Origin of the sequence: Pseudanabaena sp. Chao 1811 (assembly GCF_027942295.1) — a bacterium.
Lineage (GTDB): Bacteria > Cyanobacteriota > Cyanobacteriia > Pseudanabaenales > Pseudanabaenaceae > Pseudanabaena.
The window spans coordinates 2342517-2362845 of sequence record NZ_CP101416.1; the positions used below are offsets into that span (position 1 = coordinate 2342517).

General features: G+C 42.0%; 12 protein-coding genes. 5 read left to right on the forward strand and 7 right to left on the reverse strand.

Translation table 11 applies throughout. The features are described 5' to 3' along the window. Positions 1–222: 222 nt before the first annotated feature. The 3 genes from NMG48_RS10725 (at position 223) to NMG48_RS10735 (ending at position 6188) form a co-directional block, all read left to right on the forward strand. Positions 223–4785, forward strand: a complete 4563-nt coding sequence (locus tag NMG48_RS10725) for a pentapeptide repeat-containing protein (RefSeq protein WP_271255211.1) — start codon at positions 223–225, stop codon at positions 4783–4785. Between the two features lie 10 nt (positions 4786–4795). Beyond that, on the forward strand, positions 4796–5206 hold the full coding sequence (locus tag NMG48_RS10730) for a thiol-disulfide oxidoreductase DCC family protein (protein ID WP_271255212.1): 411 nt from the start codon (positions 4796–4798) through the stop codon (positions 5204–5206). Between the two features lie 112 nt (positions 5207–5318). Next, the gene (locus NMG48_RS10735) at positions 5319–6188 is read left to right on the forward strand and encodes an aldose epimerase family protein (RefSeq protein WP_271255213.1); all 870 of its coding nucleotides are present in this window, start codon (positions 5319–5321) and stop codon (positions 6186–6188) included. A gap of 123 nt (positions 6189–6311) precedes the next feature. Here NMG48_RS10735 and NMG48_RS10740 read toward each other — a convergent pair whose 3' ends face one another. The 5 genes from NMG48_RS10740 to NMG48_RS10760 all read right to left on the reverse strand — a co-directional run bounded on the left by NMG48_RS10740 (position 6312) and on the right by NMG48_RS10760 (position 12733). Next, positions 6312–7520 carry a tetratricopeptide repeat protein gene (locus NMG48_RS10740; RefSeq protein WP_271255214.1) on the reverse strand — a complete coding sequence of 403 codons (1209 nt, stop codon included), beginning with the start codon at positions 7518–7520 and terminating at the stop codon, positions 6312–6314. A 176-nt stretch (positions 7521–7696) separates the two neighbouring features. After that, positions 7697–8461, reverse strand: a complete 765-nt coding sequence (locus tag NMG48_RS10745) for an alpha/beta fold hydrolase (RefSeq protein ID WP_271255215.1) — start codon at positions 8459–8461, stop codon at positions 7697–7699. Positions 8462–8798: 337 nt separating this feature from the next. Next, complete coding sequence (locus NMG48_RS10750; protein WP_271255216.1) at positions 8799–10754, reverse strand: WD40 repeat domain-containing serine/threonine-protein kinase; 1956 nt, start codon at positions 10752–10754, stop codon at positions 8799–8801. A gap of 87 nt (positions 10755–10841) precedes the next feature. After that, a complete protein-coding gene (gene pgsA, locus NMG48_RS10755; RefSeq protein ID WP_271255217.1) occupies positions 10842–11378 on the reverse strand; it encodes a CDP-diacylglycerol--glycerol-3-phosphate 3-phosphatidyltransferase in 537 nt (178 codons plus the stop codon). 116 nt (positions 11379–11494) lie between these two features. Then, a complete protein-coding gene (locus NMG48_RS10760; protein WP_271255218.1) occupies positions 11495–12733 on the reverse strand; it encodes a glycosyltransferase in 1239 nt (412 codons plus the stop codon). A gap of 318 nt (positions 12734–13051) precedes the next feature. Here NMG48_RS10760 and NMG48_RS10765 point away from each other — a divergent pair, with 318 nt between their 5' ends. Together NMG48_RS10765 and NMG48_RS10770 are read left to right on the forward strand one after the other, a co-directional pair. Further along, the gene (locus tag NMG48_RS10765) at positions 13052–14401 is read left to right on the forward strand and encodes an ABC transporter ATP-binding protein (protein WP_271255219.1); all 1350 of its coding nucleotides are present in this window, start codon (positions 13052–13054) and stop codon (positions 14399–14401) included. 235 nt (positions 14402–14636) lie between these two features. Further along, the gene (locus NMG48_RS10770; protein WP_271255220.1) at positions 14637–16367 is read left to right on the forward strand and encodes an ABC transporter permease; all 1731 of its coding nucleotides are present in this window, start codon (positions 14637–14639) and stop codon (positions 16365–16367) included. A 108-nt stretch (positions 16368–16475) separates the two neighbouring features. On the opposite strand, the gene NMG48_RS10775 is transcribed toward NMG48_RS10770, so the two are convergent. Then, positions 16476–18266, reverse strand: a complete 1791-nt coding sequence (locus NMG48_RS10775; RefSeq protein ID WP_271255221.1) for a proline--tRNA ligase — start codon at positions 18264–18266, stop codon at positions 16476–16478. A gap of 222 nt (positions 18267–18488) precedes the next feature. Next, on the reverse strand, positions 18489–20213 hold the full coding sequence (locus NMG48_RS10780; RefSeq protein ID WP_271255222.1) for a hypothetical protein: 1725 nt from the start codon (positions 20211–20213) through the stop codon (positions 18489–18491). Positions 20214–20329 lie beyond the last annotated feature (116 nt).

A 20329-nucleotide genomic window follows, 5' to 3' on the forward strand; every position in this document is an offset into this window, starting at 1 on the left:
TCATTTACATCGACAAATCTATAGTTAACTGATGTCTAACTTTTATTTAACTATTTTGACCGATTAAACATATTAAGTTTCTTGAAATCACATTAATGTTATTGATAAGCTATAGTTTGATGCAATAAAAATAATAGCTAGCAATTTGTGAGCTAAAACTTGTGAGCTAAAACTAAAAGTGCCTAGCGGTGCAAGTCTGAAAATAATGCTGAGGATTGATTCATGGCTTCTAATAGAAATATCCCCAAAAAAGGTCAAGGCGCTAATGAGCCAGAACATAATCGGCAATCAGTAGATGCTGATGCGGCAAGTGTTGATTGGATGATTATGTCCGATCTTAGTACGCGAATTGGCGGATCTTCTCAGTCAAAGCAGCAACCTCAGCAAGATGTCAAAAATCCACCATCACCCCCCACTCCTCAAGCATTTAATAATCAGTTAGGTGATGATGATTTAGAAGATGTAGAATGGCTGCGATCGCTAGGTTTAGATGAGCCAATTGAACGCTCTACTAACCAAAAAAATACTGGATCAGGCAGTCTGGATAGTAATACCCAAAATAGTAATCCTGTTGGTGATATCGATTGGCTAATTGTTAGCGATCTGAAGACAAGAATGGATAGTCCAGAGGTAGATAGAGTTAACTCTGGATATCAGAATATATCCTCCTCTAATGTAACGACTCAACCCATAGATCTAGGTGGTTTAGATAGTCTCCTTGATGATGATCTAGGGCTAGATGGTTTGGAATTTACAGGGGATTCTGATTTCTCAGAGCTAGATTCTTTAGATGATTTAGGATTTGAAACTTCAGAAAACCTAACTAGTAATGAGCTACAGGATGAACTAGATATTACGGAGGGTAAGATCCTTGGTCTGTCTGAATTTCTTGATGATAGTCTTGAGGCAGATAACTCAGTAAATGATAACTGGGATGAGATTTTAGAGGTAGCAGAAAATAACGATAGGCAATTTAGTCCCCCTGCTAACTTAGGGATGATTGAAGAATCCTTTGAAATACCAACTCAAATCACAGGATTTGTCAGCCATGATGAAGATCTCGATTTAAATTATGACGAGAATGTAAATATAAGTGCTGAGCAACTATCTGAACTGATATCTGAAAATATCCAAGAAGAATCATTGGGTAATGATTTAGAAATTTCTGACGAGCTATTAGTTGAAGACTTCCTTTCAGAAAATGTCGAAGAAGTTGCGATGCAATCTTTTGCTGAAGATCAATTTCAAGATATTCTTGAGGAGCCTCAAGATATATCTATACATGAAGAAGTCAAGGTAACTAATAACCTAGTAGAAGATTTAGCAGCTTCTCTAGAAGATGGATTTGGCGAGGAGTTAGGAGCTTCTCTAGAGGATGGATTTGGCGATTTTCAGCCCATCACTGCCTCAGAGATGAATGCGGCAGAAGATGAAGGCTTTTGGGGAGAGTCAAATGTCACAAACCTTGATGCTGGATCGGTTAATGATAATCATGATGACGTTTTTGCTAGCGATTGGCAACCTCTCACTACAGATACTGAGAATCATATAGATGATGCTATTTGGGATAGTGCCGCTAGTATTGTTGCAGAGGAACTCTCGTCTACCTCTATCGATAACGCCTTTGGTACATTCGATGATGTTGCGATCGCTCCACCAATAGAGCAGTCTGGATTAGATATTGGTTTAGAGGAAAATGTAGGTTTTGATGTACCTAGCGATAATGATGCAGATTGGAGTGTAGAGCTAGAAGCCGTAATTGATGCAGAAACTGAAAACAACTCAAATTGGGACTTAGCGTCAGCAGTAGAGGTTGGTAATCCTGATGCAGAACGAGATTCGGAGGTTGCTAATGATTTGCAATGGAATGTAGATTTAGACACACCAACTATTAGCCATGATATTGCTGATATTGATATCAATCAAGATGCGGATTGGAACTCTGGGCTAGAAGTTGAAAGCACTAATTCTCATGAAGAGTGGAATGAAGAACTATTAACTGAGCTGCGTACCGAGAACGAAGTCTATGTTGAAGAACCATTAACCGAGCTGCGTACCGAGGACGAAGTCTATAACGATCTGGGCTGGAATGCTGAACTAGAATTAGCAGAAACTGACCATGCTATTGACCACAACGTTGATTTATTAGATTCCTATGAAAGTGATCTGGCTGAAGGTCTGATCGCAGAATCAACCGATGAAGACTTTAACTTTAGCGACAATCTTGGTGATGACGATTTTGCGATCGCTAACGATTCATATAACTCAATCCCAAATAAATTGATTGACGATATCGATGATGCTGACTTGGGTAATCCTGATAGTTATCAACCGCAAAACCTAAGTGCTACAAATTTTCAACCTCCTGAAAATCTAATGGATCAAGCATCAGAATGGGAAAGTTTTAGTGAATCTTTTAGTGGACAAATTACTGATTCAGATTTTGAGAGTGACTTTGCTAACTATGTGGTGAAGCCAGTAGAACCTATTCCTGTAGAAAATAAAATTGATCCTCCACAGAACTTGAGCAACTCTGAAGATGCGGCATATTTTGCAGACCTAGATAGTATGATCGATGATGATTTCGATCTCGCATCTTTTGATGAAAGTGGATTTTCAGAAAACCCACCTAATCCGAATGATTATGTTTCTACGACTTTGACTCCAAGTCGAGGAGCAGTTCCACCCCCTGTAGATTCGTCTAATTTAGGAGTAACGCCGCCGCCTTCCATTACTCCTGTCAACTTCATTCCGCCTAACAATCTAGCAAGTAATCCCTTGCCAGATTCATTAACAGATGGCTTGCTCAATGATGACTATGACTTGGAAGTAGATTTACGTGAAGAAGCCTTAGCTAATGACTTACTGAATGGTTATACGGACTCAGATGCTGTTGATCATCCTGTTCCTCAAGGAGAAAGTTTCGCAAATATACCCTTACAATCGTCATCACCTACTTCTTTTGACATGGCCACTATCGATCACGATTTTCTAGATGATTTTGATCTAGACAGTATGGATACACAACTTACTGGTAGTGATTTTGATTCTGTTTCACCTGCTGCTATCTCTACAGGGCTAACTCCCCCAGCACCTCCTATCGCTCCAGCCCTCCCCACAGATCCACCTATTAACCAAGATATTACTTTCCCATCTGTCGGTAATCCTCCCACTTCTCCACCCCCACCCCCACCTTTTTTACCACCGCTACCACCAAAACGTAGTCATACTCAACCCAAGGCTTCATCTTCATCATCTTCTAGCTCAAGTCTTGGTCATCAGCTACCGTCTCGCAACAGACCTAATAACCAAATGAGAGATGATGATTTTGATAGCTTTCATAGCCAGCCAGACCTCAATAAAAGTCGGAAGCCCATTAATCCGATTGATGAAGGTTGGTCAGAGTTATTAGACGCTGATACAGTTCTATCTGGGGTATTGAGATCACCAACAGGATCTCCTTACTCAGATCCCAGTGGTGGTCTGCCTCCCAAAGTTGGAGGAAATGTTGGAGCTAGTGCAGGACGAGCATCACAAGGTCGAGATAGAAATGCTTCTAGCATTCCTAAGCGGAGAGATACTGGGTTGCCTGATTTTAATGATTTAGGTTTAGAAATTCATGACGATAATACTGATTGGTCAGGTTTACTAGATAGTGCCGATCTCTCGGATAGTATTACCTCTATCAGTAGTACTGAGCTGCCCTCTAGAATTAGAACTGCACCACTTGCTGCATCCCCTCGTTCCGAAACAAGTGGTATCAGTGAGACTAGAGAAATACCACGCGATCGCCGTAAGACAATAGCAGGATTTGATTCGACCCAAGCGCGGATGGCGGCTACGCCCGATCAGATTGATTTCAATCGATTTACTGATGATAGCTATGATGCCTATGGCTATGAGTCACAAGCACAACCAGAGCCTGCGGCACCTAAGAAACAGACCAAAATGACCATGCCTAGTGTCAGTTTGGAATCACTATGGCAAGATTATCTCAAAATTCCTGTGATTGGATTAGGTGCGATCGGTGGTGTGTTCCTGTTGTATGTTTTTCTCAATCGACCAATTTTCGATATTGGCTTACGCTGGGGAATCTTCAAGGATGCAAGTGGTAAGGACTTTACCAATGCCGACTTTAGAGGAGCCAAACTAGACAATGTGGATTTTAGTAAGGCGATTCTCACAGGTGCAAAGATGCAGGATGCAAGTCTTGTTGGGGCTAATTTTCAGGAGGCAAATCTTGATGGCGTGAACTTTACTAAGGCGAACTTGAATAGGGCAAGATTAATTAAAGCGAGCGTTATTTGGGCAGAGTTCAACAATGCTCAAATGAATCTTGTTGATCTTGCAGGTGCAGATTTAACCCTATCTAATTTTGCTAGTGCCAAAATGGAAGGTACAAACTTAAAGGATGCGAAAATCGGCGCTCAAGGTACTGACAAAGCGACTAAGTTTAATTCCAAAACTCTACTATCTTGGCAGATCGTCAACCAACCTCTTGAAGGTCGTAATTTAGCTGACCAAGACCTATCAGGTTTAAATCTTAGCTTCACTAGTCTCAAGCGAGCTAATCTCTCCAATACAAAGCTCAACTATACAGATCTAACTAGCACAGATTTGAGAGGTGCTAATTTGACTGGTAGTCAAGTTAATGGGGCTAATTGGAGTGGTGCAAAGTTGGCAGGTATCAATCTCACTAATGTTGTGTTTGATAAAACTAAGCTACCTAAAACCGATGAAGAAACTATTTGTCCTAATGGTAAAAAAGGTCCTTGCCAATTCTAATTAAAAGATTATGTCCTACGCAGTCATTTATGATGGGAATTGTAATCTCTGTGCTAACTTTGTCAGCATTTTAGAGAAGTGCGATCGCGGTCGTCTGTTTGGCTATATCCCGATGCAGGATGTTCAGACCTTGCAGCAGTTTAAGGTCACACCTGATGATTGTGAAATGGGGATGATTTTAATTAATCGGGAAGATCCTACCCAGAGGTGGCAGGGTAGTGATGCTGCTGAAGAAATTGTACGGCTATTACCTATGGGATTACCTTTGATATCTGCCTATCGGGCGCTGTCTCCTCTCAAAAGTGTGGGAGATTCCGCCTATGTACAAGTTCGTGATCATCGTTATCAATTATTTGGAAAACGCGATCGCACTTACCATACTGCTTATCCGATCGGTTGTGCAGTAAAGGCTGAAGAATAAACTGTGATTGTTTTTTGTTTTGCAAATGAGTACGCACTCACAAAACGCTATAAACTTGTGATGAATCCAATTGATAATCGACATTTTTATAGATTCTTGTAGGACAAAATCTGTGTATAAAGTTTCCTCTCAGCAACAGCAATACAATACCTATACTCTGTCTGATGACAGCACTAACTCTCAAATGGAAGTTGTACCAGAACGTGGTGGTATTGTTACAAGTTGGCGAATTAATGGTCAAGAAGTCTTCTATCTAGATACTGAGCGCTTTACTCATCCTGATTTGAGTGTTAGAGGTGGCAATCCAATTTTGTTTCCTCTGTGTGGTAACTTGCCCAATGACACCTATGCTGTGGATGGAAAGGAATACAAAATCAAACAACATGGATTTGCCCGTGAGTTGCCTTGGACAGCGACTACGCAAAGTACTGACGGTAAAGCAGGTCTGACTGTTGAGTTAGGTAGTAATGAGCAAACCAAAGTTGTTTATCCCTTTGATTTTCATTTGGCTTTTACCTATGAGTTGCGTGGGAATACCCTAGAAATTCGCCAAGAATACAAAAATCTCTCGTCTACACCGATGCCATTCTCTTCTGGCTTCCATCCCTACTTTCTCTGTGGTGATAAAAATCAGCTTAAGGTTGAGATTCCTTCCACAAGTTATGAGGACAATCGCACTAAGGAAAACTTTGCCTTTGATGGTAAGTTTAACTTCGATCAAGATGAGATTGACTCTGTATTTGGAAATCTTGCCAGTCGTTCCACGTCTGTAGTCGATAGCGATCGCCAACTCAAGATCGTCATTGACTATGATGATTCCTATACCTATCTGGTATTTTGGACAGTCAAGGGTAAGGATTTTTATTGTCTAGAGCCTTGGACTGCGACTCGTAACGCTCTAAATACGAAAGAGTATTTGACTGTCTTGGCTCCGAATGCTAGCCATACATCTGTAGTAAAAATTACTGCTAACTTCTTTTAACTATAGATGCCGCTAAGTGTATCAGGACGTAAAACCTAAAAGAGAGTTGGCACCGCAACTCTCTTTTAGGAACATGACTGGCTACAGCGATAAAGGCGGTACATCGTACCGTCTTTATCGCTTTTAGAAACTACCTCGCATAACTTGGTTCAGCATTAATTCAACCTGTGAAGCAAGTTGTGTGTTGCTCATACCTAATTGATCGAGTGTACTGAGGGATAATTCTAGCGATCGCAATGACTTGCCTTGATATTGATATTGCAACTGGGAATTACTGCATAACTGATAAAGACAAGCTAAGTCATAGAGGACTTTGGCGTAATCAGACATCATGCCAAATTGCTCAAAAGTCATTGAAGCATCTACCAAAGAATCTTCGGCGGTTTCAATTGAATCTTCATCTAGGCTGTCTAGACCTTCTAGTAAGCGATGTATATAAATTCGTCCTCGGATATGTTTGGCAATTGCGATTCCCCTAAGATATTGAAAATCACGAAAACGGGGTAAGACATTGATCCTGATGCAGATAAGGCTATCTTCAGTTTGACGATTGCCTAGCAGTGCTTCTGCAAGATCACAGTATAAATAACCTATTTCAATACTATCTACAGGTTCCTTGAGTAAATCAATGGCATCTTTAATCAACTCGATCGCAGTTTGCCATTGAGCTTCAGCGAGTGCAACTTTGACTAGCCCCTTTAAGGCTTGTAATCGTAAAAAATTATCAGAATTGGCGATCGCAATATCTAAAGTATTTTGAAAAAGGCTAGCCCCTTGGTTAACCTCCCCCGATAACACATACAATTTTCCTAAGTAAGCATAGCTTTTGCCGATCCCCGATTCATCACTGGATTCAAGGCGCAATGATAGCGATCGCTCAAAACTCATCAAGGCTGATTGATAATCACCAACTTTGATGTAGTAGTGACCGATGGCATCGTCTGTGAGCGATTGCCCCTCAAGATTATCACCATAGACATTAGAAGCATTTTGTAAGAGTGGCAAAACATCGCGCAATTCCCCCAATTCCATTGCTAAAATTGCCCGCACATAGAGCAAATAAGCCTGTTGCTCATGGCTAGATTCTAGACTTTGATTTAAAATATCCCCTGCTTGTTGTACCAGAATTTTAGCTCTTTGCAACTGTGCTAATTGTTTTGTGGCAATTAGTTCTACTGCTAAGTCAAGCAAAACTCTTACGGTTGTCCCAAGCGCCCCCTCGGAATTTTCGTCAGTTGTATTGTGAAGACATTGTTCAAAATAGGCGATCGCAGATGTGCGATCTTGTTGACGCAATTGCTGCCCTTGCATAAGAAATTCAGCTAATTTCATGAAGTTCTCCAAAATTATGCGTACAAGTTACTTAGCTCTGGGCTTTGTACTTCATATCTAATAGCTTACCCAAAATCATCCAGAGTGAGATCGCTAAAATTAAGTAGCTGGGCGCAATTAAATATAAAATCTCAAAAGCTATGGCGCATACACAGTGTGCGCCATAGCTTTTGAGATTATAGGTGCTTTGATTCTTGCTTGAGTGCAACGCTATTGGATATCCTTACCAAGGACTGCCAAAATGAATGAATTTGTTTACTGACAGATTGTGCTTGTAAATAATGAAAAAAATGCTTACCCTGTGGACTGATCCATAGGCGATCGCAATCTTTTAAATAGGATTGCCACTTGTGACAGGCATTTTCGCCACCAATTACATAATCATCCATTGCTCCACAGACCAACATTGGTACAGGAATTGGGGCAGGAGGAATATATGTTGGTGCATACAGCGAATGGGGAACTAAGGAATTATCGAGATCTTGCTTGAGGAGGTCAGCTAACCAATACAACATCTCCTTATCTCGATAGCCAAATAAATAAAAGGCGGTGCGAGCTAATATGGTTTCACGACTACAGCCCATTAGTTGACGCTGCTCGTAATAGTGACTATGCCAGCTAGTCGCTAGGTTAACTCCCACGGATAACAAAGTAAGCGATCGCACTCTTTCGGGATATTGCCTTGCATAGAGCCAACCCACTAAACCTGCGATCCCATGTCCCACTAGATGTACTTCGCCTTTGCAAGTTTGTAAGTATTCATGGAGAGAAGTAATTGCTAGATGAAGATCAATTGGTTCATCAGGCTCTTGGCAAAATTCCCATTGGGCAATGGCATATTGCCGTGATAGGGATCTGAGTAAAGGTAAATCAAAACGACGCAGAGATGGACTCGTGCAGATACTAACGACTTGGGGTGATGCAGATGGTCTAAATGTCATAAATTATTGAAAGTATTTATTAATAAGGATTTAGATAAAATTTTAATAAAAATCTTGGTTAGAGATATTGTTGCTTAATCTTTTTAATTCTCTTTAATTCGGTCTGTTTTAGACAAAATAAAGGATCGAGTGATGAGTGCTAGCTTCATCCCAGTTTATTCAGCAATCTACGGAAAAACATCCCATCTCTCAATCCTATGAACGCATTTGAACTATGAATAATGAAACGGTGCTGAGTCAAACCGCATCAGAACTTATTTGCTAAGTTAACCTTATTGAATATATTTGTCAATAGATAGCTAAAAATCTGCAAAGGGTTGACTAGTCAATGCGGTATCTATTTAGCCAATAGTTGCCATACTTTGACTGTGCGATCGGCACTGCCACTAACTAGAGTTTCATCCTTGGGGCTAAAGCTGAGGGCAAAGATTTGGGCTTCATGATTGCTGAGGACTTGCATCGACTGTCCTGTTTTCACATCCCACAGGCGAATGCTTTTATCTGCACCACCAGAGGCGATGACATTCCCATCACGATTAATCGCTACAGCTAAGACACCTCCTGTGTGACCTGAGAGGGTTTTCAGCAATTTGCCTGTGCTGGCATCCCAAATTTTCACGGTTTGATCTTGACTACCACTAGCGAGCAGTTTGCCATCGGGACTAAAAGCGATCGCATTAACGGGAGCCGTATGTCCATTAATCGTAAGAATTTTCGTACCCGTACTGATATCCCAAATTTTGATGGTTTTGTCAAAACTGGCACTAGCAAATTTTTTGCCATCGGGATGGAACACCACAGACACCACTTTATCTTGATGTCCTTCAAAGGTTTCTAGGAGAGTACCCTTGCGCCAGTTCCAGAGCTTGAGCGTTTTATCGGCACTGGCACTAATTAAGGTCTTTCCATCGGGACTGTAGGCAACGCTGTAAACCTGTCCATCATGACCATTGAGATTGCGAACTGGTTCTCCACTACGGAAGTTCCATAATTTAATCGATTTATCAATACAAGCAGTGGCAAAGGTGCTGCCATTGGGATGGACTGCGATCGCATTAATCCCTGAAATAGAACCAAAGTGTTTAGATAGGGTCTCAAAGGGTTGATTGTCGCGGACATTCCATAGTCGTAATGTGCGATCATAACTGCCACTAGCAAAACTAAATCCATTGGGAAAAAAAGCGACAGCCCTCACCCAGCCATTATGCCCCTTGAGGGTTTGGCGTAATTCATAATTAACTACTGGATTAGCTACTGGTTGTGTAGGTGCAATGGTGACCGTAGGCTTAGGAGTCGGTAAGGTCGAAATGGGAAAAAGTTTCTGAATCTGTTGAAAGTTAAGAGTTGCCCAACCAATGCCGAGGAGACAAACTGTGATAATCGCCCAGCGACCAGTATTTTCGCCAATTGCCAATGTTGGCATTTGAAAATCATTATTGATCTGTGGTGATGGCAAATTATCGAGATCGTAGAGAACTTCTTGAGCGCTTTGATAACGATCTTCTGGATGATGTTTTACCATGCGATTGAGAATTGCCGCTAGTTCAGAACGTACCGTCGATCCCATTTGCCAGTTTAAAAGATTGAGATCTTCACGACGAACTAGTTGACTAGGATGGAGTCCTGTGAGCAGTTGAATGGCTGTTAACCCAAGAGCATAGATATCGCAACTAGGCGTAAAATGTCCAAGGGCTTGTTCAAAGGGCATATAGCTGGGTGTTCCTAGTACTACTCCATTTTGAGCCGCAGGAGCATAGATACCTTTGAGAACCGCAAAATTTGTCAGAACAAAGTGATGATTGCCTGTCGAGTCATGTTTACGGCGGATAAGATTGCGAGGATTGATATCACCATGCACCATATTGGCAAGATGGGCAGTATGCAAACTTGCGAGCAGTTGCTGCAAGAAACTAATTACTTCCGACTCGTTATATAGTCTGCCTGTGGCAATTTCATCACTGAGTCGAGTTCCATCAATGGCTTCTTCAACGATATAAAATTCCTCCTCTTGTTCAAAATAGGTTGTGATTTTGGGGAAGTCAGTACTGCGATCGCTAAGTTGCTGTAATTTAGGAACTTCATTCCGAAATAGTGATCGCGCCCAGTCGAGTTGGAGGTTAGTTTTATTAATTAGACAGAAACTTTTCGCAATCCAGCGTGGCATCTCCGCCGCCACTGTATCTTCAACCAAGTAAGTTTGCGTGTAGGTATCATCGGCGATTGTTTGCACAACTCGAAAGCGTCCGCCTAACAGATTGCCAAACGCTTTGCCTAGTGTTTGTGATGTCGCCATGAGAACCTTACTCCAACCGCAACTCTATATGATTATAATCCAATGAGTTTCTCTTGCTGCTCGTAAGAAACACTTAATTAAGTATAACTAGCTCTTAGAAGCTGGCACAACATAGAGAATGCCAGAAATCAACGTGAGTGCAACTGCAATCCAGAAAAAAGTGATCGCATAGGGTATTTTGACTAATAAAGCTGCGATCGCCACAATTTGCATCACTGTTTTCGTTTTTCCCCACAAATTTGCGGCGATAATTGGGGACTTACCTGTGTCTTCAGAACTACTAGGAGCGCCACGCCATGCTGTAATTAGTAACTCGCGGGTAATAATTAAAAACACTGCCCATGCGGGGACTTGACCTAATTCGATAAATAAGAGAAACAATGCGATTGTCAGAACTTTATCAACTAGGGGATCGAGAAATTTTCCAAGTTCTGTAATTTGATTAAGTTTTCTTGCTAAATATCCATCTAGCCAATCGGTAATCGCCGCAATCAGAAATACACTCAGGGCAATGAGGCGGGTAAGTTCACTATCTTGCCAGATGAAGAGTCCAAAGATAATTGGAATCGCAATTAGGCGCGATAAAGTAACCCAAGTTGGTAGTGTAATTGTCGAGAAAGTCATAAAACTTAAATGTAATTATATGGATATATAGCGTATACCAATCTAGTCTTGTGTCCCCGCCGAAAGCGGGGACACAACTGCGCTATATAAAGTGGTGAGAAATACCGCTTTATATGTTATTTGGTTTGGGTAACTCGCCAGCTAAGTTTGAGATTAAACCAGAAGTTCCAAATGGTAACGATCGCGATCGCAATCAAATTGGCAAGATATTTATTAACCCCAAAATAGTTGTAAAGAATATTGAGAATAATTAAATTTAGTCCAATCCCCAATAAACAAATTAAATTGAACTTGACAAATCGTTTGATTCGCTTGCGCCAACCACTTTGCTGACTCGAAAAATCTCGAAAAGTCCAGAGATCATTCCATAAAAAATTATTGAGAATGGCAACTTCAGAGCCAATAATTTTACTACGTGTCAGTCCCCATCCTAACGTTGAGGCATCACTGAGTAAATAGAGGATTGCCATATCCACAAATACCCCGCTAAAACCAACAAGTCCAAATTTGATAAAGCGTTTAATTGGAACTCGCCATTTTTCACGTAATTTGGTAATTCTTCCCCGCGATCGCAATCTCAATAGATGCACAATATAGTCTATATATTGCCGCCAAGTGACCTTGCTTTCACCTTCCTGCCGTTCCTGAAATACATAGCCAACCTCCGCAACTGTGCCAATATTGCCCCGTCCGAGGACTTCTATCAAAATTTTGTAACCTGATGGATTCATCAGACAATTAGCGATCGCTTCACGTCTGACCATAAAGTACCCACTCATAGGGTCAGACACACGCCCAATCACATTTGGCAAGATAATTAAACCAAGCATCTGCGCTCCCCTTGAGAGAACACGGCGAATAAACCCCCAATCGCTTACCCCACCACCTTCCACATGGCGACTAGCAACAGCCAAATCGGCTCCCTTTTGCATCTTGTCAAGCATGTTAATGAGAGTTTCAGGTGGATGTTGTAAATCTCCATCGATCACACCTAAAATTTCTCCCTGTGCCGCTTGCCATCCCCGAATCACTGCCGTGGAAAGTCCTTTCTCCCCTTGGCGGCGCATTACTCGCAACTGCGGATATTTGGGCATTAACGCCAATCCCACTTGCCAAGTTAAATCGGGGCTATCATCATCAACAACGATTAACTCATAACTTCCATCCCAATAGCTATTTAAAAGTTCACTGAGAACTTCAACCAACTTCTCTAAATTTTTGCTCTCATTGTAGGTGGGGATAACTAAAGAGAAAGTTATGGCTTGTGGAGAACTTGCCCCCAATATGTCTCTAGAAGAGATAAGCTCATTAATTTGTAAGGAACCTAAAGGAACGGGGACAAGAGAATAAGACATTGATGACAAAGATGGCAAGTTAAGTTAAGGATGATCACAAAAGATATAAATTAATTCTAGCCTTCAGATTCGACAAAAATTTATTCTCTTTTGGGAAGTCCTAAAGAGGAAAGGATTTATTGGGGTAAGAATGGGCGGCGCTTCGCGCCACCCATCCTTACCTATTTAGTTTTGCTCTAGACAACAGGAGCAGTATTATACAAGAGCTAAAAAACAGTTGTAGTACAAATTCTGAGCATTATTAGCTGATAATGTATTGGGTTGGGTAGCGAAAACTTCCCTATCTATGTAGCTCACAATACCTGCACAGATAACATTATGGTTCAAAACGCCGCGAAAACCAGCTTTATTGCTTTAGAGAGTATTGGGAAGTCTTACTTACAACCAAATGGGCAGACCATCTCAATTATTGAAAATATCAATTGCCAGTTACAAGTAGGTGAAATTATTGCTTTGCTTGGTCCTTCGGGGTCAGGTAAATCAACACTAATGCGAATGATTGCAGGGTTGATTCCACCTTCTAGCGGCAGGGTGTTGTATTACAACCGTCCTCTAATGGGGCTGAATCCTGGAGTAGCGATCGTCTTTCAAAATTTTGCACTTTACCCTTGGTTAACCGTTCTGGAAAATGTGGAACTAGGTTTAAAAGCTAAAGGAGAACCGAAAGATACAAGAGTCCAGAAAGCACTTCGCATGATCGATGTCATTGGTTTAGATGGTTTTGAAAATGCTTATCCCAAAGAGCTTTCGGGCGGAATGCGTCAACGGGTTGGTTTTGCTAGGGCTTTAGCAGTTGAGCCTGAGCTTTTATGTATGGACGAGCCTTTTTCCGCTCTAGATGTCCTGACTGCGGAAAACTTACGCTTTGAATTACTTGACCTATGGCTGGAGAAGCGTATCCCGACGAAATCAATTTTAATCGTCACCCACGGGATCGAAGAAGCAGTTACACTTGCCGATCGCGTCATCGTGTTAGGTCGTAACCCCGGACGCATTCGTGCCGATTTGCCAATCACGTTGCCCCATTATCGCGATCGCAAGAGTCCTGAATTTCAAGCTTTAGTTGACCAAGTTTATAAAATTCTCACTAATCCTGATCTACCTGATATTTCCCCGCAACCAACGACCACAACATCTATTCCCGAAATCAAGCCACCTTCGCAGCCTAAATATCAATCCTTACCCCATGTACGCATTGGTTCAGTGGCTGGTTTATTGGAACTACTAGAAGGTCGCCAAGAGAAGGATATTTATCGCATTGCCCAAGAATTATTACTAGAAGTTGACGATTTATTACCGATTGTGGAAGCTAGTAAATTAATGGAACTAGTTGCTGTTACTGAGGGTGATATTCAACTGTCAGCCAATGGTGAGAAGTTTATCAATAGTAATATTGACGAACGAAAAGCAATTGTTCGTGATCTATTACAACAACATATTCGCCTAGTACAACAGATTTGTCAGCTTTTGCAAGCCAAGCGTAATCATCGGATTTCAGAAGAACTGGTTCTCGATATTTTAGAGAATTACTTCACCAGTAAAGAAGCCCAACGCCAACTCCGGACAGCAATGGATTGGGGGCGCTATGCTGAGTTGTTTAGCTATGATGAACCTTCTGGCGAAATCTTTATTGAAGAAAGTACAACCGATGTAGAAGATTCTGAATAGAATTTAATGCTGGTATAACAATCAAATAAATTTTTAGAAGCCATGCTTAGCAAGACTTTTAAAAATTTACTTGATTATTTCTGATGTCTCAATTGCGATGTATAGCCGTAGCCAGTTATGTTAAGACAAAAACAAAAAACAGAAGAGAGTTGCGGCGCAAAGCGTCGCAATTCTCTTCTAGCTATATATCAACTATCTAACTCCCATGTAATTTGTTTTTTAGTATGGATTGCTTATGTTTCAGCCCACTATCGATCCCAAGTCCGAGTTTCGTACTAGATGGAGTATTGGCGATGTATTATTGCCTTTAGCGATCGTCTCTCTCATCTTTATCATTGTTCAGACTGCTAGTAAATTCGCAGGTACTTACGATAGTGAATATGTAATTAATTTATCCCTTAGTCTTTTACCAAACTATGCCTTGCAAACTCTGGTAAGAATGCTTGCTGCCTATGGACTATCACTATTATTCAGTCTAGTCTATGCTTATGTCGCCTATCGTTCCAGCACATGGTCAAAGATTCTCATTCCTTTATTGGATATTCTTCAGTCAATTCCCGTTCTCTCCTTTTTACCCGCGGTGGTGTTAGCCCTAGTAGGTTTATTCCCTGGACAAAGATTAGGCATTGAATTAGCTTCGATTTTGCTGATTTTTACAGGGATGACTTGGAATATGACCTTCAGCTTTTATCAATCTCTGAGTAGCATTCCTAAGGAATTGATCGAAGCTAGTCAAGTCTATCGCCTCAGTGCATGGCAAAGGTTCTGGACTGTGGAGCTACCATCGGGAGTAGTGGGCTTGGTATGGAATAGTGTGATGTCAGTGGCAGGAGGATGGTTCTTTTTAATGCAAACGGAATCGTTTACCCTTTCTAATCGTAACTTTACGCTTCCGGGTTTAGGCTCATTTCTGAAGGCAGCCGCAGACCAAGGAGATAATGTCGCTATTCTCTGGGGAATTATTGTTTTAATCAGCATCATTACAATTATTGATTATTTTGTTTGGCGACCAATGATTGCTTGGGCGGAGAAGTTTAAACATGAGACTGTAGAAGCAACTCAAGTACCTGAATCACGAGTATTAGACTTTTTAAGGCGATCGCCTACGATGCGAATTATAGGCGATCGCCTATTTTCACCTCTATCAGAATCTGTCAATCATGTCTTTCGGACTAAAGCCGATTTTGCTCCTCTCCAAACCCATAAAAACTATAAATGGATTAATTGGCTCAATTGGATCTTGATCGGGCTAGTTGGGTTTATTGTTTTAGGCGGAACCTTAGAAGCGGCTTTATTACTTGGACAGATGCCACTGAGTTCTTGGCAACAGGTACTTACAGGTGCATTGTTTACTTCGATTCGGGTTTTAGTTGTTCTCATTTTGTCTCTGCTAATCACAGTACCCATTGGCGTAACAATTGGGCGCAGTCCGAAACTAGCACAAATACTCCAACCAATTGTGCAAATTGCTGCTTCTGTTCCTGCTACAGCTTTATTCCCAATTCTATTATTAGGATTGGCAAATATTGGTGGAGGACTAGATATTGGTGCGGTCATTCTCATGACCTTAGGAAGTATGTGGTACATTCTCTTTAATGTGATTGCAGGAGCACAAGCAATTCCATCGGAGCTTTTTGAAGCAGCTAGAGTTTACAAGCTTTCGCCGCTAGAGCGTTGGCGGACATTGATTTTGCCTGGAATTTTTCCCTATTTGGTAACGGGCATTATTACCGCAGTTGGTGGTGCTTGGAACGCAAGTATTGCAGGAGAATATATTAAATTTCAGGGTAAGGTACTGACAGCGACAGGGCTAGGTTCAACTATTACCCAAGCTTCGGATATTGGTGATTTTCCACTTCTATTAGCTTCTACTATTGTCATGTCATTGCTAGTTGTTACTACCAATCGCTTGGTTTGGCGACCACTTTATCGATTGGCACAAGTGAAGTACCAATTGCTAGTCTAAAAAAGAAACGGCGCATCGCGCCGTTTCTTTCTACACAAGTTGCGGCGCGAAGTGCTGCAACTTGTATTTTGGGGTTTGTGTCCTAAGCAACTCTTGTATTCCTATATTTTATTTGAGTTCGTTTTGTAAGTATTCGACAACTGATTCAATTTCTACCAACGTTGCCACCTTTGTAGCCCGATTGACGATTTCTACTTTGCCCTCAGCGATCGCTTTACCTGTGACCACCCGATAGGGAATACCAACAAGATCGGCATCCTTAAACTTGACACCAGCGCGTTCGTCGCGATCATCGAGCAATACTTCTACACCTGCGGCATCGAGGGCAGTATAGAGCCTTTCGCCAACATCCATTTGCTTTGCATCGCCCACATTCGGTACGGTGACGATTACATGGTAGGGCGCGATCGCTTTATTCCAGATGATGCCATCCTTGTCGTAGGACTGCTCGACGGCAGCTTGAGCGAGGCGCGAGACACCTAAACCATAGCAACCCATGACTAAAGGCAGTTCTTCGCCTTGCTCATTAGTGAAGGTCGCCTTCATCGCTTGCGAGTATTTGGTTCCCAATTGGAAGATATGTCCAACTTCAATACCTCTGGCGGTTTGCAAGATTTGCGAAGGATCATGAACGGCGCGATCGCCTGCTTTTGCCTTATCAAGATTTACAACAGGTGGTAATGGGAACTCCTTGCCCCAATTTGCCCCGACAACGTGATAATCGGCTTCGTTTGCACCTGTGACAAAGTTTTGCAAATCCGCCGCAGTGAGATCGACTAAACGCAAGAATTTTGGCGCAAAGCCTTTGACTTGATCAATATAGGTATCTGCTAAATCTGGCGCAATAAAGCCAACGGGAAGTTTGGAATGTGCCCATTTTTGTTGCGACTCCGCATCGGCAACTTGGAGATTGATAATCGTTTTGCCACCGTAACTATCAGCAAGTTTAGTCAGTTCATTCTGTAGCTTCACTTCATTGACATCGCGATCGCCACGAATGCTGACTAACACTAATACCGTTGTGCCATTGTCATAGATGACTTGATAAAGCACCTGTTTCACGACTTGGGTGGCATCGCATTTCAGCATCTTGCAGACCGTCTCGATCGTGCCTGCCTTGGGCGTATGCACCTTTTCAAATTTATCGAAATGGGAAGGAATCGCATCAGGGGGAAGTGATATCGCTTTCTCGACGTTGGCGGCGTAGCTGCTATCTTCGGTAAAGAGAATATCATCTTCACCAGCTTCCGCTAGTACCATAAATTCCTGTGAACCCGAACCACCGATCGCGCCTGAGTCTGCCTCTACTGCCCTGAATTTTAAACCACAGCGATCGAACATCTTCCGATAGGCGCGATCCATTTCGTAGTAGGTCTCTTTGAGGCTTTCTTCATTTTCATGGAAGGAGTAGCCATCCTTCATGATGAACTCGCGCCCACGCATTAGCCCAAAGCGAGGACGAATCTCATCGCGGAACTTAGTTTGGATTTGATATAAATGCTGTGGCAATTGACGGTATGAACGAATCGTATCTCTAGCGATCGCGGTAATAATTTCTTCGTGGGTAGGGCCCAAACCGACTTCACGATTAGCGCGATCGGTGAGGGCAAACATGATCCCTTCGGCTTTAGTGTAAGTATCCCAGCGTCCTGACTCTTGCCATAGTTCCGCAGGTTGCAGTTGTGTCAATAGGCATTCCTGCGCCCCTGTGTCGTTCATCTCTTCGCGGACGATCGCAGAAATCTTTTGCAAAACGCGCCACATGAGCGGCAAGTATACATACAAGCCTGAACCTACGCGCCTGATGTAGCCCGCACGGAGTAATAGTTTGTGACTTGTGAGTTCTGCTTCGGCGGGATCTTCACGCAGAGTGACCCAGAGCATTTGAGATAGACGCATATTGCTGGAGGTATTCGCTGATGTTCGCTAGGGATATTCGCTAGAATTTCGTTAATCTGTTAACGATGATTCTGCTTGACGATCATATCAGGACTTGTAGCCTTGGTGTTGTCGCAGTAGGCAATCTAACAAATCGGGGTAGTTATAGCGATCGCCGCCCAGTATCCTAACAAAGAGAATGGCGGCGCTTTGCGCCGCCATTCTCTTTGTTAGATGAAATTTTTACTTCTTTTTATCTTCAAGGGTGGTGGTATCGTCGATCGTACCATCACTGCCCTTATCAAGCTCGATCGTTAACTTAGCTCCATTTCCCGTCCACTTAGCATAATCCAAGTACAATGTATCCCCTGAAACTAGAGTTAAATCTTCTCCTTCAAATTTCTGCTCAGTCTTGTCGTCAATCCTCCCAATCATTAAATTGAATTTGGCTTCCTTGCCACTGTCGCTAATCTTGATGCCGAGACGGCCTTTAAGAGTATCCAAATTTGCGCTGATTGTGCCACTAGCATCAATTTCTACGCCATCTAGTTCAAACTCGTAGTCATCATTCTTTGTGGATAGACCAAACAAAATATTAGGAGCTTCAGGATTGCTAGGTTTATAAGATAAGCTGCGACCACTGGTATCAAATTTGATCGTGTCTCTTTGACCTTCTAACACCTTAATACCTTCTAAGCCAAGATCATAACCAGGTCCAATCATGGCTACATCCGTTAGCTCTTTCTCATTACTTTTACTGTTGCCTTGTAAGTTAATTGTGAAGGGAACACCCACGGGAATATTGTAGAGCGGCTCTTCATCATCTTTCCAGAGATCACTGCTCCTGATCGGAATAAACGTTGCTCCAGAAAAGTTATTTACAAATTTCCCATTCTCATAGCCAATTTTTTGATTGCCATTGGTAATCAGGAGATCGGCATCACCTTCAAGAAAAATTTGATTGAATGCCTCTGTTGCGATCGCATTGCCCTTAGTGGCTGATGTCTTATCAGCAGCAGTTTCCTTGGATTGATCTTCTTGATCGCAGAAACTACAGGCTTGACGTTCGTAACGGGGTGGAGTGGGGGTTAAAGTGAGGGTTTTGGTCTCAGCGTCACCAATATAAGTTGATTCAGGCTCATCAGGATTAGTGGAAGCATTATATTTCCAAGTATTCGCATTGCGATCAATTTCGAGTTTTCTCTCTATTTTGGGATAGTTATTGTCATAGACCAGCACCGTATATTTGCCATCGCCTAAATCTTCCACTCCATACGGGGTAATTGCATGACCACCTTTAAAACCAGCTTGGTAAATCCCCATTGTATAGGTTTCATCAATACGAGCATTCAGTTTCATCGTAGATAAAAGGATATCTAGCAATTCTGAAGGGGTTTTGTCTTTGATTTCGCTTTTTGCCGTTGGTTGAGCATACTGAGTGGCAAACCAGTAGGCAATTTCGCGCTGTAACTTCTCATTCCCCTGTAAGGCTAGATCTGGGGTATTCCCAAATCCACTTACCTTGTCTTTATCAGCATAGAGAATCATACTGAGAGCCGCCATTCCTTCGCAATGTCCACCATTCATGGATTTATTGACTTCTTCCATCCATTGCTGGGCGGGAGGTGTCAGGATACAATTTTCCCCACTGGTAGCACAAACTTGATTCCCAAACATCCGTTGCATTTCTACAGGTGAGAGATTTTTAATGCTACTATCCTTGCCGTAATTCTCAAAACTGAACCCATTGGCGGCTGGACGGAAACCTAAATCTGCGGTAAGAGCGCTGGAGGTAGCTGATGTTGCTTTGGTCTTGTCTAAGGAGATTGCCCCCTTATTGCTGGAGGGAAGGGCAGAATTAGATTGACATCCTACCAAAATTATGATCAAGGAGATCGCGGAGACTAATAGAAACTTAAACCAACGATTAAATAATCTAACAATGCTGATCTTTTTGTGTTCACGCATTTGATTTCAAATATTTTGAGCAATCCTGATAGGTTAAGTTACTCAAACTGTTAAAATTTTTGTAAGGTTTAATAAAATTCTTTACAGTTTTAGTTATAAAACGCAGACAGGATCGC